Here is a 24,014-nt window from a genome sequence, read left to right on the forward strand (position 1 = left end):
TAGAAAGGTGCAGGCCAAATGGGGAAAACCAAAAAAATCAAGAACATATATCCTCTGAGTTATATGCAGGAGGGCATGCTGTTTCATTCCTTCCTCCAAAAAGAGGAGGGAGCATATGTTGAGCAGTCGCTCTTTACGATAAAAGGAAACCTTAGCTATGAGATGTTTCAGCGCAGTATTCAAGCCATCATCGACCGCCATGATATCTTCAGAACCGTATTTCTGCCGCACGTCCCCAATTTATCGGGGCCTCGGCAGGTCGTGATGACAGAACGGAAATTCCATTTGCACAATGAGGACATTTCCAGCCTGCAAACGAATGAACAGAATGAATATATTGAACAGTTTAAAGAGATAGATAAGGAAAAAGGGTTTGATTTGCAAAAAGACATGCTGATGCGGATTTCTCTGCTCAAAAAAGCGGATAATGAGCATGTCTGTGTCTGGAGTCATCATCACATCTTAATGGACGGCTGGTGTCTCGGGATCATTCTGCAGGAATTTATGCAAATCTATCAATCTATCCATACAGGAAATCACCTTTCTATGGAGCCTGTCCGTCCCTACAGCACCTATATTTCTTGGCTGACAAAACAAGACAAAGAAACGGCAGCGGACTACTGGCGTGCTTATCTGAAAAACTACAGCACCCCCTCACCGCTGCCTCGGGTGACGGACAGAGAAGCAAAAGAAGGGTATTACCGCGAAGAATTAATTTTCACTCTACATCAAAAGCTGACGGACAAGCTGAAAGAGACCGCCAAACAAACAGGCGTCACGCTTGCCACCTTTATTCAAACGGTCTGGGGTGTCATGCTCCAGCGCTACAACCGAACGGACGATGTCGTTTTTGGCGCAGTCGTTTCAGGCAGACCATCTGAAATCCCGGGTGTTGAGTCAATGATCGGATTGTTTATCAATACGGTTCCGGTTCGTGTTCAAACAGGCAAAGAAGAAACGTTAGCAGAACTGCTCACCCGCTGTCAAAAAGATATGCTGGACGCCGAGCCGTTTACCTGCCATCCTTTATTCGATATTCAGGCAAACACTGCCTTAAAACAGGAACTGATTGACCACATTATTGTCTTTGAAAACTATCCATTACAGCAAAAAATGGCTGACTCAGCTGATCGGATTAATTCACCTCTGCAAATAGACAATGTAAACGTGTCTGAACAGTCAGGGTACAATTTTAACCTTGTCGTTGCTCCCGGTGATGAACTCGTCATCAAGTTCAGCTATAATGCGCACGTGTATAATGCTGCCTGGATGACCTGCATCCAAAGACAGCTTACACAAGCGTTACAAGCTGCTGCAGATCACCCTGACATTCCCGTTGCAGACTTTTCCTTTCTTGATCCGAAAGAAAAAGAGCAGATGTTAACACAATGTAACGACACTTCGACGGAGTATCCGAAAAACAAAACAGTGATAGATCTATTTCGCGAACAGGCAGCAAAAACACCAGATCAAACGGCTTTAGCTTACGGAAATAGGTCCATCTCGTATCGTGAACTCGATCAAAAATCGGATGCATTTGCCAGAACATTGTACGAAAACGGGCTGCGCCGAAACGGGACAGCCGGTATTTTGGGTGGTCATTCTCCTGAATTCATCATTAGTGTACTGGCTGTTTTAAAAGCAGGGGGAACTTACCTTCCTCTTGACGCGGAGCTTCCGCCTGAACGGATCAGCTATATGCTCGACGAGACAAAAGCCGCTATGCTGATTGTTCAAAAAGGACTGGAGCCAAACACAGCGTTTACAGGAACCTTCATTTCTGCAGATGTAAAGGCGCTGATTGAAGAAGATACGAAACCTTTGGAAATTGTCACTGGCCCGGATGATCTCGCGTACATCATGTATACTTCCGGTTCGACAGGCCGGCCTAAAGGCGTTATGATCACCAATCGCAATGTCGTGTCCCTTGTTTGCAACAGCAATTACACATCAGCTTCTGTAAATGACCGCTTTATCTTGACAGGATCCATCAGCTTTGACGCCGTCACCTTTGAAATGTTTGGGGCCCTTTTAAAAGGAGCAACTTTGCATATCATTGATAAATCAACAATGCTGACACCAGATCGTTTTGGCGCGTATTTGCTTGAAAACAACATCTCAGTGCTGTTTTTGACAACCGCTCTTTTTAATCAGCTGGCACAAGCTCAAGCTGACATGTTCCGCAGGCTTCATACGCTATATGTCGGAGGCGAAGCGCTGTCGCCCGAGCTTATAAATGCTGTCAGACACGCGTGTCCGAAGCTTTCGCTTTATAATATCTATGGACCAACGGAAAACACGACGTTCTCAACCTTTTTTGAGATTAAAAGAGACTATGCGACCCCAATCCCGATTGGGAAACCGATCAGCCATTGTACCGCTTTCATCTTAGATGCAAAAGGACGTCTCTTGCCAATAGGCGTTCCCGGAGAGCTATGTGTCGGCGGTGACGGGGTGGCAAAAGGCTATTTGAACAGAGATGATGTAACAGCTGCCGTTTTTTCTCCTGATCCTTTCATACCTGGAGAAAGAATATACCGTACCGGTGATTTGGCGCGATGGCTGCCAGATGGGAATCTAGAATATATCAGCCGGATTGACAGGCAGATTAAAATTCGCGGAAAACGGATTGAACCCGCTGAAATTGAAGCGCGGCTGTTAGAAATTGAAGGGGTCCGTGAAGCAGCAGTTACATTGGTGGAAACAGACGGAGAGGCGCAGTTATACACGCATTATGTTAGTGATGACAGCAGAAACGAAAAGGAAATTCGCGCTGCATTGTCACGTGTGCTTCCTGACTATATGATTCCGCAGCGCTGGGTCCGGGTTGACCGTATGCCGCTTACTGGAAACGGAAAAATCAATCGCAGCGCACTTCCTATACCAGAAACCGAGTCTGAAAATCGTCAGGATCTTACACCGCCCAGAAACTGGGTCGAACAGGAATTGATGCAAATTTGGAAAAGCGTACTCGGTGTCAAAACGATCGGAATACATGATGATTTCTTTGCTATTGGCGGACATTCACTAAAAGCGCTTCAAGTGATACACATGCTTAAACATCATCAGCATATTGATATACCGATCGATGTCTTATTCGAAAATCCGACGATCGCCCAGCTTGCGGAAAAGCTTTATTCTAATCAGCTGACAGCGGCTGGCGAACAGCATGTAATCCAACTGAACGAGCAAGGCGGAAAAAACCTGTTCTGCTTCCCGCCGATTTCAGGATTCGGGATTTATTTCAAAGACTTGGCACTACAGCTGAATCACAAAGCAGCCGTATATGGCTTTCATTTTATTGAGGAAGACAGCCGCATCGAACAATACGTCAGCCGCATCACCGACATACAGCCAGAAGGACCGTACGTTCTATTAGGCTACTCCGCGGGCGGAAACTTGGCTTTTGAGGTCGTACAGGCTATGGAGCAGAAAGGATTTGAAGTCAGTGACTTCATTATCGTAGACGCCTACAAAAAGGATCAGTCTATAACAGCAGATACCGAAAAAGACGACTCAGCCGCATACTTGCCGGAAGCAGTCAGAGAAACAGTGATGCAGAAAAAAAGGTGCTATCAGGATTATTGGGCTCAGCTAATAAATGAAGGCCGCACCAAGTCAAACATTCATTTCATTGAAGCTGGCATTCAGTCGGAAACAAGCAGACCGATGGTATTACAGAAATGGCAAGACGCCGCTGAGGAAGGCTATACCGAATACACCGGGTACGGCGCGCACAAAGACATGCTGGAAGGTGAATTTGCTGAAAAGAATGCAAGCATCATACTTGATATATTAGACAAGATTACGTCATATCAAAAAGTGCTGCCAAATAAGCATTAAACAAATACTTGCCGGACAGAAGCGTATCTCTGTCCGGTTTTCTTTTTGCAAGAGAGTCGCGCATAAGAATGGATGCAAAAAAGCGGGGAATGATAACATCATCCTTTTTCTTGGAGGCTTGTCATGGAACATCTTTCTTGGCTTACTTTTTTTATGCTGATACTGGCGAGTTACAGGCTGACACACTTAATTGTATTCGACAAAATTACTGAATTCATCCGAAAACCTTTTATGAAAAAGAAAAGAACCGTTGATGCAAACGGGCATGTGAATGAAAAAAACGTGCCGGCCTCAAACATTGGCTATATGTTAAATTGCTACTGGTGCGCCGGCGTTTGGTGTGCCATCCTGATTGGGCTGGGCTATCTTTTTTTACCTGATATCGCTGTTCCGGTGATTTTCATATTATCGATCGCAGGCGCACAGGCCATTCTTGAATCAGCTGTCGGCGTAGGCGTAAAACTCGTTGACGTGTTAAAAAGTGTCCAAATACTCATAAATGATAAAAAGTCCTAAAGCAGATAAAGATGCTTCGGGACTTTTTTACGTTCACCCGGTGATAATTCCGGTTTCTTCAATCGATTAAGCACCCTTTTACAGCCGGGGAATACCGTATTAACGAAATAGTGAAAGCGATGTAATGGGGGAGAAGAAACAGAATGAAGGGTTGCCAAAAGCCGATCGTACGTATTCTTGTCAGCTTGCTCATCGGAACGTTGATCATAACCGTTCCATATCTGGCCAAAGCACAAACGGACAGGGAACTGAGAGCCGTATGGATTGCATCCGTATTAAACCTTGATTGGCCATCAAAAAAAGGGTTATCGATTGAAGCGCAAAAACAGGAGTATCTCAGCCTGCTGGATGACGTTCAGTCAATGGGAATGAATGCCGTCATTGTTCAAATTAAGCCGACGGCCGATGCCTTTTATCCGTCTGCTTACGGGCCTTGGTCTGAATATTTGACTGGTGTTCAAGGAAAAGACCCAGGTTATGATCCGCTAGCTTTTATGATTGAAGAAGCCCATAAACGAAATCTTGAATTTCACGCTTGGGTTAATCCTTACCGCATTACGATGAACCATACAGATCTCAATAAATTGTCTGAGGATCACCCGGCAAGAAAGCATTCTGACTGGGTCGCTGCTTACGGAAAGCAGCTTTATTATAATCCCGGCATTCCTGAAGCGAGGGATTTTATCGTCGAGGGCATTGAAGAAGTCGTAAAGCATTATGATATTGATGCCGTTCATATGGATGATTATTTTTACCCTTATAAAATAGCCGGACAGGAATTCCCTGATTCAGAACAGTACGAACAATACGGGAAAGACACATTTCCCGATATTGATGACTGGCGAAGAGACAATGTAAACCAGCTTGTCAGCCAAATCAATCAAACAATCAAAGCTGAAAAACCATATGTTAAATTCGGCATCAGCCCATTCGGTGTATGGAGAAACATAGAAGACGACCCTACCGGATCAAATACCAAAGCAGGCGTCAGAAATTATGATGATCTTTATGCAGATACGAGACATTGGATCCAGCAAGGCGACATCGACTATATCGCCCCGCAAATTTACTGGAGCATCGGCTTCAACGCAGCGGCTTATGACGTGCTGGCTGATTGGTGGAGCAACGAAGTCAAAAACAGACCCGTTCATTTATACATCGGGCAGGCAGCTTATAAAATCAATAACAATTTTGACCCGCCATGGTCCGATCCTGAAGAATACGCCCGACAAATCAACCTCAACCGTCAGCTGGAGCTGGTGAAAGGAAGCATGCATTTCAGCCTCAAAGACCTCAATAATAATCCGCTCGGCATCAAAGACAGACTCATAACCGACCTGTACAGTAAGCCCGCACTGGTACCCGAAATGCCTTGGCTCGACAGCAAAGCGCCAAAAAAACCGAAACTGACCAAAGTAACCGCAGACGATAACGGAAATCTCCTGCACATACAAGACCACCCATCAAATCGAAAAACAAAGGAAACAGCCTATTATGCGATATACAGATCTGAAGGAAAACAGAAGCAAGCATTACTGGCCACCGCAAGAAAAACAAACGACAAGCAAACCTTCCTGGATGACACGGCAAAACCAAATAAAACCTATACGTATTATGTCACGTCAGCAGATCGGCTTCACAACGAAAGTAAGGCCTCGAAAAGAAAAATAAATCAATAGCCCTTAGAGACGGCTATTTACTAGCCGTCTCTTTATATTCCATTTTTCATGAATAGACAGGAAACGTATGGCCGGTGCTGAAGGACTAAGAGAAATAAATAAAAGAAATACAAATGGAGGAAAGAACGTAAATTTGGAAATGATTTTTACCGATTTCCCTGTATTGGAATCCGAGCATTTAGTATTAAAAAAGATCGAAGAGACTCACTTACAAGCTGTATTTTCAATCTATAACAATGACAAAGTATTTGAATACTGCGGCATCATTCCGAAACATCACATAAAGACAATACATAAAATGATTAACCATTTTGAGAGAGATTATCAGAAAAAAAGCAAAATTAAATGGGGGATTTTCGAGAAGTATCAAGGGACTACATTGGTTGGGATCATTGAAGCAATGGATCTTGACCAAAAAGTAAACATGATAACCATAGGATACTTTCTAGGACAAGATTATTGGCGTAAAGGCATTGCAACTGGCGCCGTCAAAATGCTGGTCACTTTTTTATTTAAAAAAGTCAACGTAAACCGAATTCAAGCAGAGGTAATGCCGGCAAAGGAGTTGTCGACTTAGAAATATATAGGAATACATCTGACTCTGCAGATTTTGATGTATGAAACGAGAAAAATGGGGGCAGCGGCTTGTTTATTGATACGTTTTTCCTTTGGAACCATGCCTTCCTCCTCCTGGCACTTTCTGAAGGGCAAGAGATTGCTTTTCAATATGGATGGTATGTGCTTACGCCATATATTTGTTCATTCCATTGCTGCTGTCATATAGAAAGTGATTCCGTTTTAATTTTCAGACTTCTTTTGTCAGGGAATGATTACTGAATTCACTTAATAGGATGTTACAAAGATGTGAAGGAGGAAACCAAGTGAATTTTGAGCTGACAAAAGAACAGCAAATGGTACGTGAAATGGTAAAGGATTTTGCAAAGAGAGAAATTGCTCCTCACGCAGAACATGTGGATCAAACGGGTGAATTCCCGATACAAACGTTTCAAAAAATGGGTGATCTCGGGCTGATGGGCATCCCCTTTCCTGAGGAATATGGAGGATCAGGCGGAGATACGATTTCCTATGCCTTAGCTGTTGAAGAAATCGGCAAAGCATGCGGCAGTACAGGATTAAGCTATGCAGCTGCAGTTTCACTCGGTGCAAGCCCTCTATACTACTTCGGGACAGAAGAACAAAAACGGGAGCATTTGATTCCTCTAGCTTCCGGCAAAGCACTCGGATCATTCGGTCTGACAGAACCAAATGCCGGCTCTGATGCAGGAGGCACGCAAACGAAAGCGGTTATAGATGGTGATGAATATGTGATTAACGGCGAAAAATGCTGGATCACAAATGCCAGCTATGCACGTACGGTGATTGTAACGGCAGTGACAGGCAAAAATGAGAGCGGACATAATATCATCTCCGCATTGATTGTTCCGACTGATACACCCGGCCTTACCATAACGAGCCCGTACGATAAAATGGGTGTGCGCGGGTCAAATACAGCGGAAATTTTGCTAGAGGATGTCCGTGTACCCGCAAATTACCTGCTCGGCGACCCTTCAAAAGGATTTAAACAGTTTCTTCATACCCTGGATGGCGGACGCATTTCAATTGCCGCTCTTGCAGTCGGCATTGCCCAAGCGGCACTAGACGCATCCTTAGCCTATGCAAAAGAACGAAAGCAGTTCGGACAGCCGATTTCTTCCTTTCAGGCCATTCAGTTTAAACTTGCCGACATGGCGATGGAAATCGATCTGGCCCGGCAAATGGTATTAAAAGCTGCCTGGCTGAAAGATCATAAGCGCCCGTTTACGAAAGAAGCGGCTTATGCCAAGCTGTTTGCCTCTGAAATGGCAACAAGGGCATGCAACCAAGCGATTCAAATCCACGGCGGTTCCGGCTACATGAGGGAATACGCGGTTGAACGGATGCTGCGGGATGCAAAATTGATGGAAATTGGAGAGGGCACATCAGAAATTCAGCGTATCGTGATCGCCAGACAGCTTCTGAAATAAAATGTAAACGCTTTCCGATCTCGTGAAAGGAGGACCGAAACATGGCCGAACTCATCCATTGCACAATCGGCAGGCTGCTGGAACAAACGGCAGCAGCCTATCCTGATCAAGAAGCGGTTGTCTATCCCGACCGGAATCTCCGCTACACGTACGCGCAATTTAACAGGCTGTGCCGCCAAACCGCTAAAGGGCTTATGGGGATGGGGATTGGAAAGGGAGACCACGTGGCCATATGGGCTTCGAATATACCGGAATGGCTTGCTGCTCAATTCGCCACCGCAAAAATCGGGGCCGTGCTCGTTACCGTGAATACGAATTACCAAGCCCAAGAGCTTGATTACTTGCTGAGACAATCAGATGCGGATGCGCTTATCGTCATGGATTCCTATCGCGGCACTTCTTATACAGGGATCCTCAACAGCTTAATTCCTGAGCTGAAGGATGCAGAGCCAGGGCAGCTGCAATCAGAACGCTATCCGTGTTTAAAAACACTGATTTATATCGGTGAAAAACGTTTACCTGGTATGTATCATTGGGACGATACAGAGATGCTGGCACAAACAGTGACAGATGCCGAGCTGGAAGCAAGAATGAACAGCCATGAAAAAAATGACGTGATTAACATGCAATACACGTCAGGAACGACAGGATTTCCTAAAGGAGTGATGCTGACTCATTTTAATGTCATCAACAACGCCGTAAATATCGCTGAATGTATGAAATTAACCTCATCTGACCGCATGTGCATCCCGGTTCCGTTTTTCCATTGCTTTGGCTGCGTGCTTGGCGTTTTGGCATGTGTGTCCGTCGGTGCAGCCATGGTACCTGTTGTAGAATTTGAACCTGTCACAGTCCTTAAAACGGTTGAAAACGAGAAATGCACAGCGCTTCACGGCGTACCGACCATGTTTATCGCGGAGCTTCATCATCAGAATTTTGATTCTTATGATCTGTCTTCGTTGCGAACAGGCATCATGGCCGGATCATCCTGTCCAAGCGAAGTGATGAAAGCTGTCATTGAAAAAATGGGCATGACAGACATCACAATCGCTTATGGACAAACGGAAGCTTCGCCGGTGATCACACAAACAAGAGCTAATGATTCCTTCCAAAGAAGAGTGGAAACAACCGGCCGAGCCTTGCCTGAGGTCGAAGTGAAAATTGTGGAGCCCGGCACGTTTCATGAGGTTCAAAGAGGTGGACAGGGAGAGCTTTGCACCCGCGGCTATCATGTCATGAAGGGCTATTATAAAGACGAAGATGCTACCCAAAAGGCAATTAACCCAGACGGATGGCTATTTACCGGTGATCTCGCTGTTATGGATGAGGACGGATACTGCCGCGTGACCGGGAGATTAAAAGACATGCTCATCAGAGGCGGTGAAAACATTTATCCGAGAGAAATAGAAGAATTTTTATACCGCCATCCAAATATTTTAGATGTACAGGTAGTTGGTGTGCCTGACGAAAAATACGGGGAGGAGGCTGCTGCCTGGATTAAGCTGAAAGAGGGGAAAACAGCTTCACCCGAAGAGCTGAAAGCCTACTGCAAAGGGAAAATCGCCCGCCACAAAATTCCGCGCTATTTCATCTTTACAGACGAGTATCCTATGACAGCCTCAGGCAAAATTCAAAAATATAAGTTGCGTGAAAAAACGATTCAGCTGTTTCACTTACCATCAAGTTAATGAGGGGTGAATTCATTTGTTTACAAAAGTGCTGATTGCCAATCGGGGAGAAATCGCAATGAGAATCATTCGTACGTGCAGCCGCCTTGGGATCAAAACGGCAGCCGTATATTCTGAAGCAGACAGAGATGCGCTCCATACAAAGGCAGCAACAGAGGCTTATTATATCGGAAAATCGAGAGTCAGTGAGAGCTATTTAAATATTGAGAGAATCATAGAGGCAGCGAAAAAAGCAAATGCCGATGCCATCCATCCGGGATATGGATTATTGTCAGAAAACAGCCGTTTTGCGCAACGCTGCAAAGAAGAAAACATTGTGTTTATCGGCCCTTCACCAGCTGTCATTGCCAAAATGGGAAGTAAAATTGAAGCACGAAAGGCAATGGAGGAGGCAGGTGTTCCTGTAGTGCCCGGCGTTTCCGAATCCCTTGGAGACATTCAGGCAGCCTGCCTCGCCGCGAGTGAAATCGGCTACCCCGTTATGCTGAAAGCCTCAGCAGGGGGAGGCGGCATCGGAATGCAGCTCGTTCCTAACGAAGAAGCATTGATAAAGGCGTATGAAGGAAACAAAAAGCGCGCAGCAGATTTTTTCGGAGACGGATCCATGTATATAGAAAAGGTGATTGAACACGCCCGCCACATTGAAATTCAAATTCTTGCAGATCACCACGGGCATGCCGTGCATCTGTTTGAACGTGATTGCTCTGTCCAGAGACGCCACCAAAAGGTCATTGAAGAAGCCCCATCTTCATTTGTTGATGATGAGCTGAGAATGAAGATAGGAGAAACGGCAGTGATAGCAGCCAAAGCGATCGGCTATGCCAATGCGGGAACAATCGAATTTTTAGTCGATGAGAATAAAAACTTTTATTTTCTGGAAATGAACACGAGATTGCAGGTAGAGCATCCCGTGACTGAAGAAATTACAGGTTTAGACTTAGTTGAGCAGCAAATAAGGGTTGCGGAGGGACAGACTCTCAAATTCGCTCAGCAGGACATAAGCCGAAACGGGCATGCCATAGAGGTCAGAATCTATGCGGAAGATCCGAAAACCTTTTATCCGTCACCGGGAACAATCACCGCTTTTTCTCTCCCGGCACAAAAGGGAGTACGGCACGAATGTGCAGTAGCAGCAGGGAGCGCAGTCACGCCTTTTTATGATCCGATGATCGCCAAAATGATCGTCAAAGGCCAAAACAGAGAGGAAGCGATTGAGAGACTAAAGGAGGCGCTCCGTGATTATCGGATAGAAGGGATTAAAACGAATATTCCGCTTCTTTTACAGGCTGCTTCATCAGAAGCATTCAAAAAAGGAGACGTCACAACTGATTTTTTGAAAAACAACTTATAAAGGAGGCAGCTGTCATGACGATACACATTCAAATGGCAGGGAACCTGTGGAAGGTACATGTTAAAGCCGGAGACCACATCGAAAAAGGCCAGGAAGTCGCCATTTTAGAATCAATGAAAATGGAAATCCCGATTGTTGCAGAGAGAAGCGGAACAGTAAAAGAAGTCAAAAAAAATGAAGGTGATTTCGTGAATGAAGGTGATGTGCTGCTCGAACTGAACGATCCAACTCAATGATCAGGGAGGCCAGACCATGTCCTATCCTAAAAAAGTCATGTTAAGAGAAGTCGGCCCTCGGGACGGCTTGCAAAACGAACCGGTGTGGCTTGCAACAGAAGATAAAATCGCTTGGATCAACCAGCTGTCCCAAACAGGACTCTCCTATATCGAATTGACATCCTTCGTTCATCCAAAATGGATTCCCGCGCTTCGAGATGCTCTAGATGTGGCAAAAGGCATCAGCCGGGTAAAAGGCGTCACGTACGCAGCACTTGTCCCTAATCAAAAGGGACTGGAGAATGCGCTGGAAGGGGGTATTGACGAAGCTTCTGTCTTTATGTCCGCAAGCGAAACACACAACGTAAAAAACATCAACAAATCCAATGTTGACACTCTCCAAGTCCTCAAACAAGTAACCGACGACGCAAAAAAAGCAAATCTTACAGTAAGAGCCTATCTTTCCACAGTTTTCGGCTGTCCGTATGAAAAACGTGTACCGATTGAACAAGTGATTCGCCTAGCAGATTCTTTATTTGAATTCGGAATTTCTGAACTATCGCTTGGAGATACGATCGGAGCGGCAAATCCTGTACAGGTTGAAATCGTACTTGAAGCGCTTTTGAAACGGTTCCCGGCAAGCCAGCTCGCACTCCACTTTCATGATACAAGGGGAACAGCTCTCGCCAATATCCTCACCGCACTGCAAATGGGCATCACAATATTTGACGGCTCAACGGGCGGGCTTGGCGGCTGCCCATATGCTCCAGGTTCATCAGGAAATGCTGCGACAGAAGATATCGTGTACATGTTTGAGCAAATGGGAATCGAAACAAACGTAAAGCTCGCCAAGTTGCTTCCTGCAGCCAAATGGATCGAGGAGAAAATCGGGAAACATCTTCCGAGCCGAAATTTACAGGTGTATAAATCATCTTTATAAAAGAAAGGAAAAAACAATGGGAGAATCTATCCTTTTTACTGCAAAAACAGAACACATTGCTGTCATCACCCTTAACAGGCCCCATGCGGCAAATGCCCTTTCGGCAGAAATGCTTAGAGACCTGCAATCCATTGTCCAAGAAATCGAATTCAACCCGAAAATCCGCTGCGTCATCCTGACAGGCGCCGGCGAAAAAGCGTTCTGCGCTGGAGCAGATTTAAAAGAAAGAATAAAAATGAAGCAAGATCAGGTTCTCAGAAATGTATCCTTCATTCAGAGAACCGCTGCTTTACTCGAAGCCTTACCGCAGCCGGTGATAGCAGCCATAAACGGAAGTGCTTTAGGAGGCGGGCTTGAATTGGCAATGGCATGCGACATCCGGATAGCAGCCGAGAATGCTACATTAGGCCTTCCGGAAACGGCTTTAGCCATTATCCCAGGCGCAGGAGGGACACAAAGACTTCCCCGTCTGATTGGCAGAGGAAAGGCAAAAGAATTAATTTATACAGGCAGACGCATAACGGCCCATGAAGCCAAAGAGATAAACCTTGTAGAGCATGTTACGGCTTCTAGTGAGCTTATGGCCAAAGCAGAGGAACTGGCAGAAGCCATTTCAGCCAACGGACCAATTGCCGTCCGCCAGGCTAAATTCGCGATCAATAAAGGATTGGATACAAATCTGGCAACGGGATTATCAATTGAACAAAAAGCATATGAACACACGATCCCGACAAAGGACAGGACAGAGGGACTTCAAGCCTTTCAAGAAAAAAGACGTGCCGTATACACGGGAGAATAAAGAGCGGAGGGAATGCCTTATGGATTATGAAAAAGAACGAACAGAACGGGCGGAAAGAATACAAAAAGGCGGAGCGGAGAAGTATCATCGCAGCAACCAAGAAAAAGGCAAGCTCTTTGTAAGAGAGCGGCTTGCCCTCTTATTTGACGATGACATCGAGCTTGAGGACGCTTTTTTTGCAGAATGTATGTCAGACGGGCTTCCCGCCGACGGAGTCATAACCGCCATCGGTAAAATCGGCGGCCAAACCGTCTGCGCCATGGCGAATGATTCTACAGTGAAAGCAGGCTCCTGGGGAGCAAAAACAGTCGAAAAAATCATCAGAATACAAGAAACAGCAGAAAAATTAAACTGTCCGCTCATTTATTTAGTCGATTCGGCAGGCGCCAGAATCACCGACCAGATCAATGTATTCCCGGGCAGAAGAGGCGCAGGGAGAATTTTTTACAATCAGGTCAAATTGTCAGGGCGCATACCCCAAATCTGCCTTCTATTCGGCCCGTCCGCAGCTGGGGGCGCTTATATTCCTGCCTTCTGCGATATTGTCGTCATGGTAGACGGTAACGCGTCCATGTATTTAGGCTCGCCGCGGATGGCGGAAATGGTGATCGGCGAAAAGGTGTCTCTTGAAGAGATGGGAGGCGCCCGCATGCATTGTTCAGTTTCAGGATGCGGAGATATTCTCGCAGAAACTGAACAAGAAGCCATTCACTTGGCACGCTCATATTTATCTTACTTTCCGGCAAATTATAAAGTAAAAGCCCCTGTACAAGAAAAACGGCCGCCAAAGCCCTTTGACATACCGCTTTCCGACGTTATTCCGCAAAACCAAAATGCACCTTTTAATATGTTTGAGCTGATCAATCGTGTAATAGATGAAGACTCTTTCTTTGAAATCAAAGCTTTATTCGCACCAGAAATCATTACAGGTCTAGCGAGGATTCACGGACAGCCTGTCGGAATTATCGCGAATCAGCCGAAAGTAAAAGGCGGCGTCTTGTTCCACGATTCCGCTGACAAAGCCGCTAAATTTATCACATTATGTGACGCTTTTCATATTCCATTGCTGTTCTTAGCGGACATTCCCGGCTTCATGATCGGAACAAAGGTAGAACAGGCCGGAATCATCCGTCATGGAGCCAAAATGATTTCAGCGATGTCAGAAGCAACCGTTCCCAAGCTTTCTGTGATTGTAAGAAAAGCCTATGGAGCGGGATTATATGCAATGGCCGGACCGGCTTTCGAACCGGATTGCTGCATAGCGCTTCCAACCGCACAAATCGCCGTAATGGGCCCTGAAGCAGCCGTAAATGCTGTCTACGCCAAAAAAATCTCCGAGCTGCCAAAAGAGGAGAGAGCTGATTTTATCAGCAGCAAACGCGAGGAGTACAAAGAGGACATCAATATATACCGCTTGGCTTCAGAAATGATCATTGACGCGGTAATCCCAGCCAATTCATTGCGCGAAGAATTGCACAAACGGCTTAGGGCATACATGACAAAGGAAATGACATTCACCAATCGAAAACATCCGGTTTATCCAGTTTAAAAGGAAGCACCAGGAGCGTGAATAAGCGCTCTTTTTATTGTTTTTGATAATATTATTATGTAAACTAATCAGCTGTGCATAAAACCATCTGTTTTTTACAATAGTAAATAAAGGCTGCCGCACACCTATAGCGGCAATCTCCAGTATGATAAAAAGGGGCCTTTATTATGTACCATTTATATTCACATAACGACTTGGACGGAGTAGGGTGCGGGATCGTTGCGAAATTGGCTTTCGGGAAAGAAGTTGAGGTCCGTTATAACTCTGTCAACGGCTTAAATGCTCAAGTCCAATACTTCTTAGAAAAAGCAAAAGAGACCAGCAGACACGATGCCTTATTTATCACGGATCTTGCTGTCAATGAAGAAAATGAAAAAAGACTGAACGAGTATGTCCATGCTGGCGGAAAAGTGAAACTGATTGACCATCATAAAACAGCCCTCCATTTGAATGAGCATGAGTGGGGATTTGTTCAGGTGGAATACGATGACGGACGTCTTGCATCGGCTACATCTCTTTTATACGACTACCTTGTCCAAAATGATCTGATGAAGCCGACAAACGCATTAGATCAATTTACAGAGCTCATCCGCCAATACGACACTTGGGAGTGGGAGCAGTACGATCAAAAACAGGCAAAGCGGCTTAATGACCTTTTCTTTTTGCTTTCAATTGATGAATATGAACAAAAAATGATCCAGCGGCTTTCTGCCCATGACGAATTCTTCTTTGATGAATTTGAAGTAAAACTGCTTGACCTAGAAGAAGAAAAAATCGAGCGCTACCTTCGCAGGAAAAAAAGAGAAATGGTGCAAACCTTTGTTCACGAACACTGTGTAGGTATCGTTCACGCAGAATCGTACCATTCTGAACTCGGAAACAGACTCGGAAAAGACAATCCGCATCTTGATTACATTGCCATTTTAAGCATGGGATCAAAACGAGCCAGCTTGCGCACCATTCATGATTACATTGATGTTTCAGAAGTAGCAGGCCGGTACAGAGGCGGGGGGCATGCGAAGGCTTCCGGCTGTTCCATAACGGACGAAGTATACGATTTGTTTGTAGCTGAAGCATTCCGAATGGAACCGGTCCGCCCAGATGCATTCCGTAATTTCTATAATTTGAAAGGATCTGCAAACGGCTCATTATACGAAAATCGAGAACAAATGAGATTCTTCCTGTTTCCTTTGGACAACGCATGGAATATTCAAATTAACGGGGAGACACAGGACGAAACCTTTGCGGCTTTTGAGGAAGCAGAAAGGTTTATTAAAAGGAATTATGCCGCATCTCTTGTACGGGATGAAGTGTTTGTCGCATTTTTAGCGGAACATATGAAGCTTTCTAATCATCATCGAAGATAACAAAAAAGATGCATAGGGGAGAGTCATCCCTATGCATTTCCATAAGCTATCGTTTAAAAATGGCTGTGCGTTTTTTTATGACAAAATAAAGTGCAATGACCACAATCGCCAATATCATAATCGGCGTTGTATAGGTGCCCGCTATGTTCTCAACGTCATCCCACTGGCTTCCGAGCTGAATGCCTAAATAAACAAAGAGGATAGACCACGGAATGATAGCAAGCACAGTCAGTATCACAAATTTGAGAAACGGCATTTTGGCAATGCCTGCAGGAATGGATATCGCATGTCTGACAACCGGTATAAAACGTGCCGAGAAGACAACCCCCGTGCCGTACTTTTGAAACCAGCTTTCTGACATGTCAATGTGATGCTTTTTAATCAATAAGTACTTCCCGTATTTGTCCAAAAAAGGTCTGCCGCCATAGCGTCCAATCCAATAAATAAAGATCTGGGCAATGGTGCCCCCGATAACACCCGCAATGATTGCGCCGATAAATCCAATCGTGCCTTCTGATACCATATAGCCGCCATAGGCCAATACAATTTCACTCGGTATAATTTCGATCATCAAACCAATCGCAATGCCCGCATATCCCATATTCGTCAGCCATGTTAAAATTTCGCTTATCAAACTACCCACATTCTTCACAACCTGTCCTTATCTTTTTCACTATTATATGACTGATTGACGAGCAAGATGGTTACAAATTTTTTAATTGCAGCACTTCTTTTGTTTCCCGTTCAAGTGTTTCCCGCTCGAGCAATTCTTCTAGATAAGCTAAAAGCTGAGATCGCATTTCAGGACGCATTAAGCCGATTTCAGTGCTTGCTTTAAAACAGCCCAATTTATCGCCAATGTCATATCGTTTTCCTTTTAAAAGCCGCGCATGAATAGGCTGGGTGCGGCAAACCTCACGAAGTGCATCTGTTAATTGAATTTCGTTGCCTGCGCCTCTCCCAATCGACTTCAACACAGGGAAGATAGAAGGGGTCAGTACATATCGTCCCATCACGGCGATTTCCGAAGGCGCTTCTTCAGGAGAAGGCTTTTCAACTAAATCCTTCACTTCATACACATGCCCTTGAGAGCCTGATGTATTTATAATACCATATTTACTGACATCCTCAGGGAGAACTGACTGTACACCGACAACCTCTGTGCCGTAAGCATCGTATACATCCATTAATTGCCGAAGAGCCGGTTTTTCAGACACCATAATATCATCGCCTAAAAGAACGGCAAAAGACTCATCTCCGATAAAATGCTCCGCACACAGCACCGCATGACCTAATCCGAGCGGCTCTTTCTGGCGGATGTAATGAACGTTGGCCAAATCGGCAATCTGCTGCATTTCCTTAAGCGTCTCCATCTTGCCTTTTTCCCGCAGATTGAATTCCAATTCCGCCGACCGGTCAAAATGATCTTCAATCGAGCGTTTGTTTCTCCCTGTAATAATCAGTATATCTTCAATACCTGACTCTACAGCCTCTTCTACAATGTATTGGATTGCTGGTTTGTCTACGATCGGGAGCATTTCTTTCGGCTGTGCCTTTGTCGCCGGCAGAAATCTCGTTCCTAAACCCGCTGCGGGAATGACCGCTTTTCTCACTTTTGTTCTCATTCATTTTCACTCCTGATCCTGTATGTTTTTCAGCGAATCTCCAAATACCCAGATTCGGTTTCCGATAAAATTCATCATCATTCCGCCGATAGTGGCGGCGAGCTTACTCACCAAAAGCGAACAGCCGCCTCTTTGAAACAAATAAAGCAGCAAAAAGGTAATCCCCGACGCGGCAATATTAATCATGAGAAAGCGCACGATCTCTTTCCCGCCAGCCTTACGTTTTACCTGAAACGTCCAATTCCGGTTCCACACATAGCTGTTGATGATACCTGCCGAATAAGAGCAGATCTGTGCCGGCAGATAAGGGATATGACAAGCGGTGAGGAAAAAGAAGACACCAAAATCTATCAGCGTATTGCCGATGCCCACGGTGCAAAAACGCCCTAATGTTTTTATTTTTTCTTTCAACATAACGGCACCCGGTTTTGACCTCCCTTCATAAAAGATGCATATTGCTGTCATATTTGGTGATATGGATTACTTTAGCGGAGAGTGTTGAATAAACAATTACTAAAATATGAACAAAACATGAAAAAGTAATGAGGCCTTGCAGATCCATTAAGTTAATAGTTTGATCGTTTAGGTTGACGAATTTTACGAGCAACACTAATATTCTGCACAATTATTAACCTTTAATTTTTAGTTAACATTCATTTTCAAGGTAAGAAAGGAGGGGAATATGATGCAGGAAGAAACATATTACAGCGTCAGAATGAGAGCTTCCCAGGGCGCCCCCATGAACAGGCGGAAAACGGGTCATCACTTACAGCAGATTACAGGAAGGGGTGAATGGCTTATTACATAAAGGCTTCTCACACTCAAGAAGGACAGCGACAAAGTAAAAGGTCAGGCCGTAGTCATGGACGGCGGATATACCGCTCAATAGTTCTTATCCTCTTGAAAAAACAGCCGCTCTGAACGGCTGTTTTTTGTGCCTGTAAACCTTGAAGGCACAGTCTAAGGAAGAAGAGTTGGTACAACCTTCCATCACGGCTCTGATCATCTCTCTTTAAGACTGATTTTTCGGTGTAAGCCCCATCTTATATATTTAGTGAATAAATGTATCCAGTTTCTTTGTAAAACCGAACAATAATTCCTCCGAAAGTATTCTATACACATTTATTATAATCATGCTAGGATGTTATATAAAGGATAATTTGTATAATATTGTATCACTGTTCATTGTGATCGGAAGGAGCTGATGTAACTTGCATGAATTCAGACAGCAGCAGTGTTGTCCGGACATCGGCAAGCTGTGAAACGTGTCATCAGGATGACGAAGGAAAAGGGAGCTAAATATACTTATTTGAATGTCAGTGCGCCTTTTCACAGTTCGACGATATGATCAGCATCCGAACAATTCCAGACTGTATTACACCAGTATTCCTTCCGGGATGCCGCATGGCCGATCATTTCCGCTGTTCAAATACTGGAGGCTGATAGGGAATCAAGGCTAGGAAATCAACGGTTTACTCTAGAAATTATCTATTTTTTGCGTTCTGGACCTGTGTCCTCAATTTTTAAAAGAACCCCCTTCATTTTAAGGAAAAAGGAGGATGTTTAGTTATGGGTAAAAAGTGTAGCGTATGTTTATGGGTTCTTGCTTTATTATTGAGTTGCTTATTTGGGGAGTCTGCGTATGCTGCCAGTACTACAATTGCAAAACATATAGGAAATTCAAACCCGCTTATCGACCATCATTTGGGAGCAGATCCGGTTGCGCTGACCTATAACGGAAGAGTCTACATCTATATGTCAAGCGATGACTATGAATATAATAGCGACGGAACGATTAAGGATAATTCATTCGCCAATTTGAATAGAGTATTCGTCATCTCTTCAGCGGATATGGTGAACTGGACAGACCACGGAGCCATTCCGGTAGCAGGTGCCAACGGGGCTAATGGCGGCCGGGGGATTGCGAAATGGGCAGGTGCATCCTGGGCCCCGTCAATCTCAGTTAAAAAGATAAATGGCAAGGATAAATTCTTCCTTTATTTCGCTAACAGCGGCGGAGGTATCGGGGTTCTCACCGCAGACAGCCCGATTGGTCCATGGACCGACCCAATCGGAAAAGCGCTCGTAACGCCAAGTACGCCAGGAATGTCTGGTGTTGTATGGCTTTTTGATCCGGCAGTATTTGTAGATGATGACGGCACCGGTTACCTGTATGCCGGGGGAGGCGTTCCTGGCGGTTCAAATCCAACGCAGGGACAATGGGCCAATCCTAAAACAGCAAGAGTCATGAAATTGGGCCCTGATATGACCAGTGTTGTTGGAAGTGCAGCTACAATTGATGCGCCTTTTATGTTTGAAGACTCGGGAATGCATAAGCATAACGGAAAATATTACTATTCCTATTGCATCAATTTCGGGGGCACGCACCCGGCCGATAAACCCCCAGGTGAGATTGGCTACATGACCAGTTCAAGTCCCATGGGTCCCTTTACATATAGAGGGCACTTCCTGAAAAATCCGGGTGCATTTTTCGGAGGTGGCGGAAACAACCACCATGCTGTTTTCAATTTTAAAAACGAGTGGTATGTGGTGTACCATACTCAAACTGTCAGTTCCGCTCTGTTCGGGGCCGGCAAAGGATACCGTTCTCCCCATATTAATAAGCTGGTGCACAATGCAGATGGATCCATTCAAGAGGTTGCGGCAAATTATGCAGGCGTAACACAGCTTTCCAATTTGAATCCATATAACCGGGTAGAAGCTGAAACGTTTGCCTGGAATGGACACATTTTGACAGAGAAATCCTCAGCACCCGGCGGGCCGGTAAATAATCAACATGTAACAAGTATTCATAACGGAGACTGGATTGCTGTAGGAAATGCAGACTTCGGGGCGGGCGGTGCCAGGACGTTTAAAGCAAATGTAGCATCCACTATAGGCGGGAAAATAGAAGTGCGCCTCGACAGTGCAAGCGGTAAGCTTGTAGGAACCCTGAATGTACCTTCCACAGGTGGAGCGCAAACCTGGAGAGAAATAGAAACTGCGGTAAGCGGTGTAACCGGTGTGCACAAAGTATTCTTTGTATTTACCGGAACAGGTACAGGAAACTTGTTTAATTTTGATTACTGGCAGTTTACGCAACGATAGCACCTGTAATGGCACCGCTTAAGAAACGAGAAGGGTGCAGAACTGACCAACGCCGGAGCAGCCCTCCATTGATCGGATAAGTCAACTCTAATGCGCGTGCGACTTGGGCGAAAAAAGGGTTCAGGTAATTATAACGGGTTAAGTAATGAAAAGTTTGTTATACCGCATAAAGCAAAGGGCTGTTTCAAAAGAGATAAAAATCTTTTGTTTGCAATATAAAAAGAGACAGAAAAAGACATATGAAGGAGAGGAAAAAATGATGTCATGCGTAAAAAAACCAATTTGTTTATTGTTGGTATGTTTCACTATGCTGTCAGTCATGTTAGCCGGGCCAGGTGCTACTGAAGTTTTGGCAGCAAGTGATGTAACAATTAATTTATCTGCAGAAAAACAAGTGATTCGCGGTTTTGGAGGAATGAACCACCCGGCTTGGATCGGAGATTTGACAGCTGCTCAAAGAGAAACCGCTTTTGGTAATGGACAGAATCAGTTAGGCTTTTCAATTTTAAGAATTCATATAGATGAAAATAGAAATAATTGGTACAGAGAGGTGGAGACTGCAAAGAGTGCAATCAAACATGGAGCAATCGTTTTTGCTTCTCCCTGGAATCCTCCAAGCAATATGGTTGAAACCTTCAATCATAATGGTGACGCATCAGCTAAACGGCTAAGATACGATAAATACGCCGCATACGCGCAGCATCTTAACGATTTTGTTACCTACATGAAGAATAATGGCGTGAATCTTTATGCGATTTCTGTTCAAAACGAGCCTGATTATGCACACGAATGGACGTGGTGGACGCCACAAGAAATACTTCGTTTCATGAGAGAAAATGCCGGTTCCATTAATGCACGTGTCATTGCACCAGAATCATTTCAATATCTGAAAAATATATCGGACCCCATTTTGAACGATCCACAGGCGCTTAGGAACATGGATATTCTCGGAACTCACCTGTACGGTACTCAGGTCAGTCAGTTTCCTTATCCGCTTTTCAAACAAAAAGGAGCAGGGAAAGAGCTATGGATGACGGAAGTATACTATCCAAACAGTGACAACAATTCAGCGGATCGCTGGCCCGAGGCATTAGGCGTTTCAGAGCATATTCACCATTCAATGGTGGAGGGAGATTTTCAAACTTATGTTTGGTGGTACATCCGCAGATCTTACGGTCCTATGAAAGAGGACGGTACGATCAGCAAACGCGGTTACAATATGGCTCATTTCTCGAAGTTTGTGCGTCCCGGCTATATAAGGGTAGATGCAACGAAAAATCCTAATGCGAACGTTTACGTGTCAGCCTATAAAGGTGACAACAAGGTCGTTATCGTTGCCATTAACAAAAGCAACACAGGGGTCAACCAAAACTTTGTGTTGCAGAATGGATCTGCTTCTCAGGTATCTAGATGGATCACGAGCGGAAGCAGCAATCTTCAACCTGGAACGAATCTCAATGTAACGGACAATCATTTTTGGGCCCATCTTCCAGCTCAAAGCGTGACAACATTTGTTGTACAGCGTTAAAGACATCTGATTGTTCAAATAGATCATAGCAATAAGCCAATTTTCTCACACGAAAAAGAAAATTGGCTTATTTTCTGTGGTAGAAGAGAAGTGTTGATTTTTTAACAATGCACGGACATTGGGTATAACAGCTACACAACAAAGTATTAATAATAGATGACGAAAAAGAAATTTTGGAACTGATCAAAACAGTATTAAGAAGAGAAGGTATTGAGCGTGTGATCACAGCTTCTACTGCCCGTGATGGATTGGCTCAATTTCATCAAGAAAATCCAGATTTGGTTTTACTGGATATCATGCTGCCAGACGGTGAAGGCTATGATATCTGCAAGCAAATAAGAGCATTCGCCACTTTTATTAATGAAGGGGGAACAAGAAAGTGAAAACTTATGACGCATTTCCAGAACCAATTGGCGGCTATACTGTCGGTCGAACCCAGATGGATGTTGAGTACACGGCATCAGATCACTCAAAAAGAGAACTGACGGCGTTTGTGTATTATCCATCTGACAGCAGCGAAGGGAAGACTACATCAACGTACATGTTTTCTGAAGTCTATGAGATGCTTAATGATCAGCCACTTGTCACTGAGTATCTTAAAAAGAAGGATTTTTTCTCTATCGATATCAAGACCCAGTGTTACGACGACCTTGCTCTCTCCGGGAAGGAAAAGCGCTATCCGGTGTTATTCTATGTTTGCGGCGGGGGCGGTTCTCCAGAATGGGGTACAGTGATCTGTACAGACTTGGCAAGCATGGGATATATTGTGGTAAGCATCGGCCATCAGAATAGCACGATGTATAAACGTAAAGATGGGCGCTTGTTTAATGTATCAAAGGATTTTTCGGATGTCATTATGGCGTTTTCTGAAGATCCGGAGATGCTGGCGTTGGCTGGTAAGATGGAGATGCGGCCTGACGATGAAACTGCCATTGAGATGTGCCATAACGTGCTTACACTGCCGATACTTGCCAAGTTAACAGAGTATAGTGAATTCCAGACAGAAGATGTAAGGTATGTAGCCGATTATCTTTACAAACTGGACTCTGGAGAGCTGAATTCCAGCTTTAAGGGCAGATTGTTGCTTGACATCGGCATGGGCATAGTCGGACATTCTTATGGAGGGCCTACGACGGCGATTGTTTGCCGGGACGACGACCGGTTCGCCTGCGGGATTGGCTTGGATAGCGGTGCGTTCGGCCTTCTCGACAGCGACCTTAAGAAACCCTTTTTGCTACTGTTTTGTGAACCTAACTATAACATGAATGCGATAATTGGCGCTAACAATAGCATGGAAACCTATTATTTCTCTGTTGATCGTGTTGCGCATTTAGATTACTGCGACATCGTGTTTACCAGTGTGAATGAGGAACTCAGAGGCAAACGGGATGCTATGGAGATGCGAAATCTTGTTACAGACTATACGAAGAACTTTTTTGATCATTACTTACTGCAGAAGGCTGCAAGTGTGGAAAGTCTGGCATACGATGGAGTGAACTTGATCAAGAAGACCAGCAACAAGTGACATAACCGAGAGGTTGCTGATAAACGTATATCAAAGAGCTAGCCATACAGACACAAAGCCGATAACTCTATTACGCGGTTATCGGCTCTCTCATATTTCAGGCAAAGAACAAAGAAATCCAAATATGAATTTCATTTTGTTGCTGGAAGGGGCTCATGTCATTTTATCGACATAAGTCTTTTTTTGTCGGAAAGAAACAGCATTCAATTGCATAATCAAACTTTTGATTGTATAATCCAATTAAAAGTTTGATTATG

17 protein-coding genes and 4 pseudogenes are annotated in these 24,014 nt (G+C 44.6%); 18 read left to right on the plus strand and 3 right to left on the minus strand.

Annotated elements, in window-relative coordinates:
* Positions 1-18: 18 nt before the first annotated feature.
* The 12 genes and pseudogenes from fenB to LJF29_RS05370 all read left to right on the plus strand — a co-directional run bounded on the left by fenB (position 19) and on the right by LJF29_RS05370 (position 15,971).
* Complete coding sequence (gene fenB, locus LJF29_RS05310) at positions 19-3,843, plus strand: fengycin non-ribosomal peptide synthetase FenB (protein WP_229147388.1); 3,825 nt, start codon at positions 19-21, stop codon at positions 3,841-3,843.
* A gap of 123 nt (positions 3,844-3,966) precedes the next feature.
* The gene (locus tag LJF29_RS05315) at positions 3,967-4,359 is read left to right on the plus strand and encodes a DUF1360 domain-containing protein (RefSeq protein WP_229147395.1); all 393 of its coding nucleotides are present in this window, start codon (positions 3,967-3,969) and stop codon (positions 4,357-4,359) included.
* Between the two features lie 143 nt (positions 4,360-4,502).
* Complete coding sequence (locus LJF29_RS05320) at positions 4,503-6,038, plus strand: glycoside hydrolase family 10 protein (RefSeq protein WP_229147398.1); 1,536 nt, start codon at positions 4,503-4,505, stop codon at positions 6,036-6,038.
* A gap of 139 nt (positions 6,039-6,177) precedes the next feature.
* Positions 6,178-6,609 (plus strand): annotated as a pseudogene (locus LJF29_RS05325) (GNAT family N-acetyltransferase); the annotation flags it as partial.
* A 310-nt stretch (positions 6,610-6,919) separates the two neighbouring features.
* Positions 6,920-8,062: an acyl-CoA dehydrogenase family protein gene (locus LJF29_RS05335; protein ID WP_229147399.1), complete on the plus strand. Its 1,143-nt coding sequence runs from the start codon at positions 6,920-6,922 to the stop codon at positions 8,060-8,062.
* Between the two features lie 41 nt (positions 8,063-8,103).
* Positions 8,104-9,750 carry an AMP-binding protein gene (locus LJF29_RS05340; RefSeq protein ID WP_229147401.1) on the plus strand — a complete coding sequence of 549 codons (1,647 nt, stop codon included), beginning with the start codon at positions 8,104-8,106 and terminating at the stop codon, positions 9,748-9,750.
* A gap of 16 nt (positions 9,751-9,766) precedes the next feature.
* Positions 9,767-11,101 carry an acetyl-CoA carboxylase biotin carboxylase subunit gene (locus LJF29_RS05345; RefSeq protein WP_229147402.1) on the plus strand — a complete coding sequence of 445 codons (1,335 nt, stop codon included), beginning with the start codon at positions 9,767-9,769 and terminating at the stop codon, positions 11,099-11,101.
* 14 nt (positions 11,102-11,115) lie between these two features.
* Positions 11,116-11,337, plus strand: a complete 222-nt coding sequence (locus tag LJF29_RS05350; RefSeq protein WP_010334445.1) for an acetyl-CoA carboxylase biotin carboxyl carrier protein subunit — start codon at positions 11,116-11,118, stop codon at positions 11,335-11,337.
* 16 nt (positions 11,338-11,353) lie between these two features.
* On the plus strand, positions 11,354-12,256 hold the full coding sequence (gene ldeG, locus LJF29_RS05355; protein ID WP_229147408.1) for a hydroxymethylglutaryl-CoA lyase: 903 nt from the start codon (positions 11,354-11,356) through the stop codon (positions 12,254-12,256).
* A gap of 16 nt (positions 12,257-12,272) precedes the next feature.
* Positions 12,273-13,055, plus strand: coding sequence for an enoyl-CoA hydratase (locus LJF29_RS05360; RefSeq protein WP_229147411.1), 783 nt, complete (start codon positions 12,273-12,275; stop codon positions 13,053-13,055).
* Positions 13,056-13,074: 19 nt separating this feature from the next.
* Positions 13,075-14,604: an acyl-CoA carboxylase subunit beta gene (locus tag LJF29_RS05365; RefSeq protein WP_229147412.1), complete on the plus strand. Its 1,530-nt coding sequence runs from the start codon at positions 13,075-13,077 to the stop codon at positions 14,602-14,604.
* A gap of 167 nt (positions 14,605-14,771) precedes the next feature.
* Complete coding sequence (locus tag LJF29_RS05370; protein WP_229147413.1) at positions 14,772-15,971, plus strand: DHH family phosphoesterase; 1,200 nt, start codon at positions 14,772-14,774, stop codon at positions 15,969-15,971.
* 46 nt (positions 15,972-16,017) lie between these two features.
* Here the strand turns inward: LJF29_RS05370 and LJF29_RS05375 are convergent, their stop codons facing one another.
* The 3 genes from LJF29_RS05375 to LJF29_RS05385 all read right to left on the minus strand — a co-directional run bounded on the left by LJF29_RS05375 (position 16,018) and on the right by LJF29_RS05385 (position 18,061).
* Complete coding sequence (locus tag LJF29_RS05375; protein ID WP_168747963.1) at positions 16,018-16,614, minus strand: DedA family protein; 597 nt, start codon at positions 16,612-16,614, stop codon at positions 16,018-16,020.
* A gap of 61 nt (positions 16,615-16,675) precedes the next feature.
* Positions 16,676-17,596: a UTP--glucose-1-phosphate uridylyltransferase GalU gene (gene galU / locus LJF29_RS05380; protein ID WP_229147415.1), complete on the minus strand. Its 921-nt coding sequence runs from the start codon at positions 17,594-17,596 to the stop codon at positions 16,676-16,678.
* Between the two features lie 6 nt (positions 17,597-17,602).
* Positions 17,603-18,061 carry a GtrA family protein gene (locus tag LJF29_RS05385; RefSeq protein ID WP_229147416.1) on the minus strand — a complete coding sequence of 153 codons (459 nt, stop codon included), beginning with the start codon at positions 18,059-18,061 and terminating at the stop codon, positions 17,603-17,605.
* 220 nt (positions 18,062-18,281) lie between these two features.
* Between LJF29_RS05385 and LJF29_RS05390 the strand changes: the two are divergent.
* From LJF29_RS05390 to LJF29_RS05415, 6 genes and pseudogenes are all read left to right on the plus strand, one after another.
* Positions 18,282-18,429: pseudogene (locus LJF29_RS05390) on the plus strand (6-carboxyhexanoate--CoA ligase); the annotation flags it as partial.
* A 367-nt stretch (positions 18,430-18,796) separates the two neighbouring features.
* Positions 18,797-19,022 (plus strand): annotated as a pseudogene (locus LJF29_RS05395) (malonyl CoA-acyl carrier protein transacylase); the annotation flags it as partial.
* A 143-nt stretch (positions 19,023-19,165) separates the two neighbouring features.
* Positions 19,166-20,704, plus strand: a complete 1,539-nt coding sequence (xynD, locus tag LJF29_RS05400; RefSeq protein WP_229147417.1) for an alpha-L-arabinofuranosidase — start codon at positions 19,166-19,168, stop codon at positions 20,702-20,704.
* Positions 20,705-20,960: 256 nt separating this feature from the next.
* Positions 20,961-22,232, plus strand: a complete 1,272-nt coding sequence (locus LJF29_RS05405) for a glucuronoxylanase (protein ID WP_229147419.1) — start codon at positions 20,961-20,963, stop codon at positions 22,230-22,232.
* A gap of 149 nt (positions 22,233-22,381) precedes the next feature.
* A pseudogene (locus tag LJF29_RS05410) lies at positions 22,382-22,573 on the plus strand (response regulator); the annotation flags it as partial.
* Positions 22,574-22,611: 38 nt separating this feature from the next.
* A complete protein-coding gene (locus tag LJF29_RS05415) occupies positions 22,612-23,757 on the plus strand; it encodes a choline esterase (RefSeq protein ID WP_229147420.1) in 1,146 nt (381 codons plus the stop codon).
* Positions 23,758-24,014 lie beyond the last annotated feature (257 nt).

The organism is Bacillus sp. LBG-1-113 (assembly GCF_020708615.1).
Taxonomy (GTDB): Bacteria; Bacillota; Bacilli; order Bacillales; family Bacillaceae; genus Bacillus; species Bacillus mojavensis.